At 35.4% G+C, this 8764-nt stretch carries 9 protein-coding genes; all 9 read right to left on the minus strand.

Annotated elements, in window-relative coordinates; genetic code table 11:
* Positions 1-7 precede the first annotated feature (7 nt).
* The 9 genes from MKY26_RS16270 to MKY26_RS16310 all read right to left on the minus strand — a co-directional run bounded on the left by MKY26_RS16270 (position 8) and on the right by MKY26_RS16310 (position 8669).
* The gene (locus tag MKY26_RS16270) at positions 8-1684 is read right to left on the minus strand and encodes a thiamine pyrophosphate-binding protein (protein WP_341098145.1); all 1677 of its coding nucleotides are present in this window, start codon (positions 1682-1684) and stop codon (positions 8-10) included.
* On the minus strand, positions 1677-2903 hold the full coding sequence (locus MKY26_RS16275) for an aldehyde dehydrogenase family protein (RefSeq protein ID WP_307316526.1): 1227 nt from the start codon (positions 2901-2903) through the stop codon (positions 1677-1679). Before MKY26_RS16275 ends, MKY26_RS16270 begins: the two co-directional genes overlap by 8 nt.
* Positions 2885-4321: a class I adenylate-forming enzyme family protein gene (locus tag MKY26_RS16280; protein ID WP_341098147.1), complete on the minus strand. Its 1437-nt coding sequence runs from the start codon at positions 4319-4321 to the stop codon at positions 2885-2887. Before MKY26_RS16280 ends, MKY26_RS16275 begins: the two co-directional genes overlap by 19 nt.
* A gap of 13 nt (positions 4322-4334) precedes the next feature.
* A complete protein-coding gene (locus tag MKY26_RS16285; RefSeq protein WP_095371519.1) occupies positions 4335-5243 on the minus strand; it encodes a hypothetical protein in 909 nt (302 codons plus the stop codon).
* A gap of 3 nt (positions 5244-5246) precedes the next feature.
* Positions 5247-6197 carry an ACP S-malonyltransferase gene (locus MKY26_RS16290; protein ID WP_341098149.1) on the minus strand — a complete coding sequence of 317 codons (951 nt, stop codon included), beginning with the start codon at positions 6195-6197 and terminating at the stop codon, positions 5247-5249.
* A 19-nt stretch (positions 6198-6216) separates the two neighbouring features.
* The gene (locus MKY26_RS16295) at positions 6217-6966 is read right to left on the minus strand and encodes an SDR family NAD(P)-dependent oxidoreductase (RefSeq protein ID WP_322909857.1); all 750 of its coding nucleotides are present in this window, start codon (positions 6964-6966) and stop codon (positions 6217-6219) included.
* The gene (locus MKY26_RS16300) at positions 6956-7606 is read right to left on the minus strand and encodes a GNAT family N-acetyltransferase (protein WP_095371516.1); all 651 of its coding nucleotides are present in this window, start codon (positions 7604-7606) and stop codon (positions 6956-6958) included. The genes MKY26_RS16295 and MKY26_RS16300 overlap by 11 nt, the downstream gene beginning before the upstream one ends.
* 230 nt (positions 7607-7836) lie before the next feature.
* Complete coding sequence (locus tag MKY26_RS16305) at positions 7837-8508, minus strand: response regulator transcription factor (protein WP_095371515.1); 672 nt, start codon at positions 8506-8508, stop codon at positions 7837-7839.
* Positions 8509-8519: 11 nt separating this feature from the next.
* Positions 8520-8669, minus strand: a complete 150-nt coding sequence (locus tag MKY26_RS16310; RefSeq protein WP_157733857.1) for a hypothetical protein — start codon at positions 8667-8669, stop codon at positions 8520-8522.
* Between the last annotated feature and the right edge of the window lie 95 nt (positions 8670-8764).

An 8764-nucleotide genomic window follows, 5' to 3' on the forward strand; every position in this document is an offset into this window, starting at 1 on the left:
ACCTTATTCACCTCTCCTTTATTGGAAAATCCCCATATATATCTTTTAAAGCAGATGCTACATCATTTACTTGTACAAAGCATTCTAGTATAACTGATTTACCTACTCTATACGCAGCCATAGCTTCTTTAATTGAATCTACGAGTTCATGACAGGATTTTACTTGTAGGTGATGCAGATTTGAATGTACACCTATAAGCGCCGATTCCTCTTCATGAATAAAAACGGAAGATGCCCCATTATTTTTATTTTGATAAGCTAACCATCCATATCCACCATTATTTAAAACAACATATATGATGGGAATTTTATTTTGTACTACAGTTGAAAGATCGCTTTGGAAAAGATTAAATGCACCGTCGCCTACTATAGCCACAACCATTTTGTCTTTTTGAGCTTGGGCAACCCCTACTGCTGCTGCTGCTCCAAACCCTAAGGGCGTTTGTTCGCTAGGAGTAATAGCATCCTGACCCGCTTTTAGAGCATGATAAGGATAAAAATAACTCCACATGTCTTGCAAACCATTTTCATGAACAAAAACAACCTCTTTAGGTAAATAACTATTTAACACGTTAAGAATGTCAGCAACCCTTAATTGATTATAATGATAAGTTACTGCATCCTTTTCTCTAAAGAGATGAATCTTTAAATTTTCCGCAAATTCTATCCACTGATATGGATCTTCTCTTGGAATACTAGTCTCCATTAATTTACTTAAAATTTCTTCTGCATCCCCCTGGAGATTGAAACTATCATACAAAAGATTGAAACCTTGCTCACTGATATTAATTTGAATCATTTTATTTGCTTTTAGTGAGGCTTCCCAACCGAAAGTAGCTGTTTCTTCGAGTCTACTACCCACTGATATAAATAAATCTGATTGTGTGATAAGTTCCATCATATGAGCTGGACAATATAATCCTGCTAAACCACAAAAAAGAGGATCCTCTTCAGAAATCGCACCACGTCCTGAAGCTGTTACAAAGATAGGTGCCCTAAGCCATTCCGCAAATGCCTTTAATATATGTCTATCTCTTCCCCGTTTCGTTCCGCCCCCGTAAATGATGATCGGTTTTGTTGATTCTTTAATCATCCTTCTTGCTTTGTTTATATTTTCTACATCTGCAGAAAGCTTTGAATGAATGGTAGGTATATATGAGGAAAATTCATTTTTCTGCACCTTTTGAAAACCAATGTCCTCTGGTATTTCTATATAAACAGGTCCAGGTGATCCTGATGTGGCAAGAAATATTGCTTTCTTCATTACCCAATGAATTGAATCAGCGCTCTCCACACGGTGGGCCCACTTTGCTAGAGGAGACACAACTTCGTATTGATTAGCTTCCTGGAAGGACCTATTAAAGCCATATTTTTCTGTTTTAGTGCTAGTTGCAATGATTAAAACCGGTGCACATTGTGCATCTGCCTCAAGGACACCCGTCATACAATTCATCATTGCTGGTCCTTTTCCAACAACACATACACCTAATTGATTCATGGCCAAACTATAACCAGTTGCCATGAACATCGCATTTCTTTGATCCTTTGTTATTAAAAAATTAATGTTATTCTTTTTTATTTCTATCATTAGTGCAAGATCATCACTTGGTAAACCAAAAACTTGAGTTACTCCATTGCATTTTAGGGCTTGTGTAATTGCATACCACACTGTATTACTAGTCATGCTTCGACTCCCAATAATCATGGAGGATTTTCGAAAGTAAAATAGGCTTAATGATTAATTGACCTTTATAAGAAACATAATTAGCCATCGGACCATAACCTCCGAACGGGGCATTTCCATTTTCTATATCTAATAAGGTTTCATTTATTGATACCGTATGCCTCTTATGTAATGCATCGATTAAATTTTTATTGCAATCTCCATACACCGTTGCCCCCATCGCTCTCTCAAGAAAATAACCTGTATTAAAAACCTCCAAGATTTCGTCAACATTCTTATACGTAACCACATTAAAGATAGGAGAAAAGAATTCAGCCATTGGCAAATCATCCTCTATTTTGCTTAACAAGATCGTTGGTTCTATTCTTCTTTCACGATAATGAATATTACCTCCTGAGTAGATATAGTTACTAAATTGATTTAAATGTACGGCCACAACGTCTATTGCAGATAGGTAGTGAATAGGGCCATAATCCATTACTTCGTCCTTATTGCTACCGAATTTGAGTATCTCTAATCTTTGTTTTAACATTGAAACGAATGGTTCTTTCAAATGTTCTGGCACATAAATAACATCTGGACCTAAGCAGTCTTGCCCGGAATTATATGTCCGTATAGAAACAAGGTCATTGATGGATTTTTCTACATCCGCTGATTCAGTTAAGATAAATGGATTGACTCCGTGACCAAAGAAAACAAAGAATTGATCTTCTGAAAGTTGGAATTTAATTTCCTCAGCATTTTTATAGGCACCAGTAAAAATGACTAGTTCCGCCTGTAGAGCTGATTCTTTAATGTACTTTCGATGAGACAATTCTAATAAGTGAATAGGCAACTGATGTATTTCTTTTAACAAATTGTGTAGCTTTCTAACTTGTTCAATAACAAGCCCTGATCCCCTAAATTCAATTTTTTCTACATAAAGCGAAGGGATTAACAAGTAGAGGACATATGAGTATAACAAAACGTTTGATGGCATAAATACTGACATACTATTCAATGTTGGTGGCCTATTTTCATTGACCTCTGCAATCGCGCGGGTGAGAGCTTGAATAGATATATTTATTTCATCTTTAGCTGTATGATAAGGTGAAACCTCTGTCAATATTTCCATCATACATTCTCTGTTTTTTTCGAGATATTCAATTGTACGCTCAATCGCTTCCTTTCTCTCCAGAACTAAAGATGGGAAAGGATCAACTATGATAGTGCTATGCAATTTGAATCCTCCTCTCTATTTTGATTCCATTGTGATGCAAGTTTTTGTAATCCAACCTGATCAACCTTTCCATTTAACAAGTATGGAAATTCCTTTAACACTAAGATTTTATTTGGCTGATAGAAAGGATCTATATGTGTATAAATATTTCGTTTAATTTCAGCTATTTTTGCAGGATCTTCCTCTATAAAGATAAGTACATATGAATCTTTCTTTTCGTCTCTAAAGGAAAAGACCTTCCCTCTATATCCCAAAGAATCAAATATTTCTTTTTCAATTGTTGCTGGGTATATGAGATAACCTTTCCTTAGGAACCCCTCCCCTTTTCGCCCAACTACGTAAAGATGCTGATCTTGTGTCATATATCCCAAATCACTTGTACGATACCATCCATCTAGAAAGGCTCTTTCTGTTTCTTTCTTTAAACCAAGGTATCCTTCCATTAATCCGGAGCTTTTTATTAACACTTCACCAATGTTTCCAGTTGGAGCTTCTTTTCCATATTCATCCATTATCATTATTGTTACACCCTCTAAAGGTTTACCGCAGCCTTTCTCGTTACCTGTATTTAAAGCTATATTTCCTGCTTCAGATAGACCATAGCCGTCAAGCAAGGGCCTGCCTACATAACCTTCAAAATCAGCAGCTAATTTGGCCGATAATGGAGAACCTCCAATACACCACAATCTAACACTTGATCTTTTTAAATCATTTCTAACCTCTTGCCTTTTTTCCATTAGCTGTATTAAAACATGATACGTAGAAGGAATAGCATCAACAACCGTTACTTTGTAATCAGAAATAGCCTTTAGAATTTTCCTTACTTTCTTGTAATCACATAAGACCAAATGACAATCCATCATCCACCAAATGAACACTAAAGATAATCCGTAAAAATGCGAAAAAGGAATAACCGGTAATAATATGTCGTTTCGAAGGTAGCACATGCTTTTCATCGTACTTTCTAAATTGATAAACATGGACTGTCCAGACTTTATTATTGCTTTTGATTGTCCCGTTGAGCCTGATGTATATAGTATTAGTGCATCCTTTCTTGATTTCCATTTTTCGATATTTAATTTAAATTCTATATACGATATTTCATCTGATGATGCCAATGACTTTATACTTATTGAATTCACGATAGGCAAATCACGATCTATTAAGCAAATCTTTGCATTGGTTTCTTCCATAACTCTCTTAATTTTTTGTTCACCTACCTGTCCATCTAGAAGTATAATGGAGCAGTCTAAATGGATTAGTGAAAATAGGGTAACAATAAACTCATAAGAATTTTCTGCGGAAATTACAACTCGATCTCCACTGGAGATACTGTGAAAAGATAAACTTTCGATAGATTGTCTTATATCGTGGAAGAGTATTTGTTTTGTATAGGATCCACTCTCTGTAAATATCATTTTATTCCGTCCTTTAATGGGTCACTGCCTGTTTAATTATCGAATCAGGATCAACCTTAATGGTCTTAATTTTATTTTTCAGAAGTTGGTAAAATAAATTTTTAGGACCTACAACATACACCTCTTTGATTCCGAGAGATTCCATCTGTTCAGTTACTAAGTCCCAACGTACAGGGAGGTCATATCCTTCCGACATCATCACTTTTAATTGCTCTGACTGATTAATTAATCTTCCATCTACATCCGAGATGATGGGTAGAGTAGGGGGCTTAAATTGAACATTAGCAAAAACTTCCCTTTCTACATCTAGTCGTAAAGGAGTTAATACCTCACTATGGATTGGATGTCCCATAGTATGAAGAGAAAAACACTTTGGCCTATTATTTAAGGTTCTTTTTAATAGATCAATTGTAGAAGCGCTACCGCAAAAACACATTACACTCTCCATATTTCCAACCAATTCTAAAAAATGCCCTTTCGACTTGAAATCCTCAATGATTTTATTGGACTCGTTCAATGAAAGATTATAAACAAAGTGGGTTTTGAAATCCCCCAGCCGTTCATACCATTCACCTGATAATTTATTGGATTCTTTTGTTATCCATACAGCTTCTTTATAAGAAATGCTTTTCACGTAAATCGCTGCAACAATTCCACCAAAACTCGGACCAATTACCACTTGAGGAGAAAGGCTATATTCCTCATAGAAATGGTCTAACACAGCCATTGTATTGGCAAGGAAAGCACATTCCATCACTACGTAATCTTTATCTCCTACACTTTTGAAAGCCTCAATCAATGAAAAACCTAAAACTTCACTCGCCTCTTCAAATCTTCTTTTTGAAAATGGACTATTTTGCATAAAAGTTTTAATATCTTCATAGTATGATGGTGCTAAACCAGGAAACACTAGACCTATCATCTTTTAACCTCCAATAGACGAACTACTACTTCTTGTACATATTTTATTGATCTCCTCCGCCACAAGATATGATTCCACTTCAAAATCAATATCTGTAAATTGTAGTGATTTGGCTACAAAATTCCCAGGCCCTACCACAATCAACTTTTGCACATTATTTTCTGCTAAAAACTTTAGCGATTGATACCATTGAACAGGTTTGGTGTACTGATTAACTAGCTCATTCGCTATCTCTTTCCCGGTATATAAGGGTGTGGCAGTTACGTTACTAACCAAAGGTTTAATGGGATTCACCGGCTTGATCATGGGCATGAATTCATTCTCAAATCTCTCTTTAACAGATTGAAGAAGAGAACAATGACCTGGTGGTCCATAAGGAATTGTGATTCCAAGGCCCCCAAGAGGTGATATTTTGCTACTTAGCTCCTCAAGACTTTTTGTATCTCCATTAACAATCATTTGATTGGAAGTTCCGTACATACATGGTTCTAGCGTACAGCCTTTATTACGTAATTCAGCAATATGATCATCCAGTACCTCGGTATCAATGTTGTAGAAGAAATAAACTCCATTGCCCTTATTTCTCTTCTCCTCAGCCTCCATTAAGCACATAGCTTGAATCATTTTAACAGTATCTGTAAAATCAAGACTTCCACTACAATGGATAGCATTTACTTGGCCTAGACTTGGACCTAAATAAAAATCTGGCTGACTAATTTCATTTCTAATCAGCTTATATAAAGCTGAACTGATTGTTACAATGCTCGTTCGGGCAATATCTCCACGATTTGTCATGGCCTCATTTTCTAAAAAAAAACTTTTTGCTAAGTCTTTACCGATAATGTCACTTGCTTGTTCAAACTGTTCTCTTACTAAAGGGAAACGATCATATAAATTTTTGAAATCTCCCTTTTTAAGTTTCATTAAAGGTGGAAACAATATGGCTGTTCTCAATTTTTCTACCTCCATCCATTCACATTAGTCCTCCATCAACGACTAACGTTTGCCCCGTGATATAACTTGATTTATCTGAAGCAAGAAATGATACAGCTTCAGCAACTTCTTTTGCAGTCCCTAATCTGCCCATGGCGATTTTCTTTCGAAACTCAGTCATCTGCTTTTCTGGAATTCGATCTACCATTCCAGTGTCTTCAATATATCCTGGAGCAACTGCATTCACCCTGACATTATAAGGGGCATACTCCTTTCCAAGTGAGCGTGTTAAACCAATTACTCCCGCTTTACTTGCGCTATACGCACTTAGTCGTTCTATTCCTACCAACCCTGAAAGGGATGATATATTAATAATTGAACCGCTTTGTGCTAACAACATGTGAAAAGAAACAGCATGAATGCAATTAATTGTTCCCATAATGTTGGTGTCCACAATCTCTTTCCACTTCTCTACCGGATTACTTGGAATTAATGCACCACCAAAACTGATACCCGCATTATTAACAAGTACATCAATTCGCTTATGCGTGGATATTATATTTTGAAAAACATTTTTGACCATTTCAATATCATTGACATCCAGTTTTTCAAAAAACACGCGCTCATGACCCGTTTCTTTTTTTATCTCCTCAACTACTTGTTTGATTTCTGATAACGAAGATCGATAAAGCATGATTACAGTTGCACCTAATTCAGTAAAATGCTTTGACATACTTTTTCCTATTCCTTTTGAAGCTCCTGTTATGACTACTACCTTTTCACTCCACATTAACGCCAACACCTTTTACCAAACTTGGAAAGCACTCATCCTTCCATTGATGATTGAGATATTCATATAATTCTTTTCTAGTTTTCTCTTTTTCACTTTTGGGGATCATATCCTCTGGCAGATTCCCCTCATCCTGAGAGTAATATTCCTCCCTCAAAATAGAAGAAACCACAGCATCATGATACTCTCCATCTAAGAAGAAATAATCACGTAGAACCCCTTCTATTGTGACTTTATTCTTTATTAGAAAACGAATAGTCCTCAAATTGTATAAACCATTAATGAATTGAACTTTGTGAGCATTTTTAAAATGAAATAAATAATCTAAAATCAATAATGAGGCTTCTGCCCCGTAACCCATATCCCATAAATCGGGATTTCCTATTACACCACCAAGTAAATAACTTCCTTCATACTTCTGAGGCTGCCAGGAGATAAATCCTATCTTTTCATTGTCATGTGTAAGCACTGTGGCATAATTTGTATTCCCTGTTCTAATATCAGCCTTAATGTCCTCCAATGTGGCAAAGTCTTGGGCCCCTCTCGCCAATGCACTTACTTTTGATGGACAAACCCATTTTGAGAACAACTTAAAATCTTCTTCTTCAAGAGCCTGTAGTTTAACAAAATTACCTTTCATAATTTCCTCCTATTTGTATTTATTAAGCTCATCATAAAATAGGAGTGGGTCAAAAGAACCCGTAAATCACGCAAATGTAAGTCGTCTTCTTACATTCTCCTATCTTAGTTCTGTGTTACTAGTTGAGATGTGTATACTGTATAAATAAATTGGATGCCAATCTCACTTTTGAACTACTTCCCTCTATTTTTTCTTTTTCCATAAAAAAAAGTCTGACATTTGGTCAGACTCTAGGCATATACCGTTTGAACTTTTCTTATACTTATTGATTGATTCTGCAATAGTATGGCCTTCGTCATCTTAACCGCCAGACCTACTCTTGAGTTTACTTTTAATTTTTGCATACTAGATGTAATATAGTATTCAACTGTCCGCTTACTTAAATACAAGGTATCTGCGATTTGTTGATTGGTTTTATCATTTATTAACTCTTCTACGACTTTTAACTCCATTTCAGTTAAAATCGTAGGTATATACTTCAACTCTTCGTCAAGATCAAACGGAATTTTATTACCCATTAAAGGAAAGATATATTGCTTTAAAGCTGTCGAAAAGTAAAAGCCGCCCTTTTCTATCATTTCAATGGCAAAATGTATCTCTTCTGGTTTTTCCTTTGAAACGATTCCTTGGACATTACTTACAACAGAGATTAAATGCTGCTCCCTTTTTCCAATTAATACAATGCTAGGAACTTTATTTTCTAGAAGACTGTCTATATAAATGCTTTTAACTTTATTAATAATTGCCAAGGAGAATCCCTTTAAAAATAGTGGATCTTGTAAAAGATTTTCATTGTTTAAGTAATGAAGCTGATATTTTTCCTTATTCAATAATACGGAATGTATCGAGCCTTTTTTGAACGCCTTCTCTTTCCCCACAATCAAAACTTTTTTAGGCTTCATAACTTTTTCTCCTAGTGATGGCCTGGGATAGGTTTATCTTCGAATATACCTATACCGATGTTATCAGCACCATTACTTTGTACTACTTCAGATTTAATCACTCCATTAAATACGCCTATAGTAAGTAGTAAACCAATAATAAATTTATTTAGGACTTTCATCCTCTTTTTCCCCTCCTTTTGATTATCTAATACCATTATCACCCAAAAATTTGTTAAAATGTATATGTATTTACGCAATATTTAGACATATTTCA

The sequence above is a fragment of the Cytobacillus sp. FSL R7-0680 genome (genome assembly GCF_038009245.1).
Classification (GTDB): Bacteria; Bacillota; Bacilli; order Bacillales; family Cytobacillaceae; genus Cytobacillus; species Cytobacillus kochii.

What these genes read in the sequence shown, in the direction of transcription:
- MKY26_RS16270 (WP_341098145.1), bottom strand. Translation starts at nt 1,684, where the DNA reads ATGACTAGTAATACAGTGTGGTATGCAATTACACAAGCCCTAAAATGC.
- MKY26_RS16280 (WP_341098147.1), bottom strand. Translation starts at nt 4,321, where the DNA reads ATGATATTTACAGAGAGTGGATCCTATACAAAACAAATACTCTTCCAC.
- MKY26_RS16285 (WP_095371519.1), bottom strand. Translation starts at nt 5,243, where the DNA reads ATGATAGGTCTAGTGTTTCCTGGTTTAGCACCATCATACTATGAAGAT.
- MKY26_RS16295 (WP_322909857.1), bottom strand. Translation starts at nt 6,966, where the DNA reads ATGTGGAGTGAAAAGGTAGTAGTCATAACAGGAGCTTCAAAAGGAATA.
- MKY26_RS16300 (WP_095371516.1), bottom strand. Translation starts at nt 7,606, where the DNA reads ATGAAAGGTAATTTTGTTAAACTACAGGCTCTTGAAGAAGAAGATTTT.
- MKY26_RS16305 (WP_095371515.1), bottom strand. Translation starts at nt 8,508, where the DNA reads ATGAAGCCTAAAAAAGTTTTGATTGTGGGGAAAGAGAAGGCGTTCAAA.
- MKY26_RS16310 (WP_157733857.1), bottom strand. Translation starts at nt 8,669, where the DNA reads ATGAAAGTCCTAAATAAATTTATTATTGGTTTACTACTTACTATAGGC.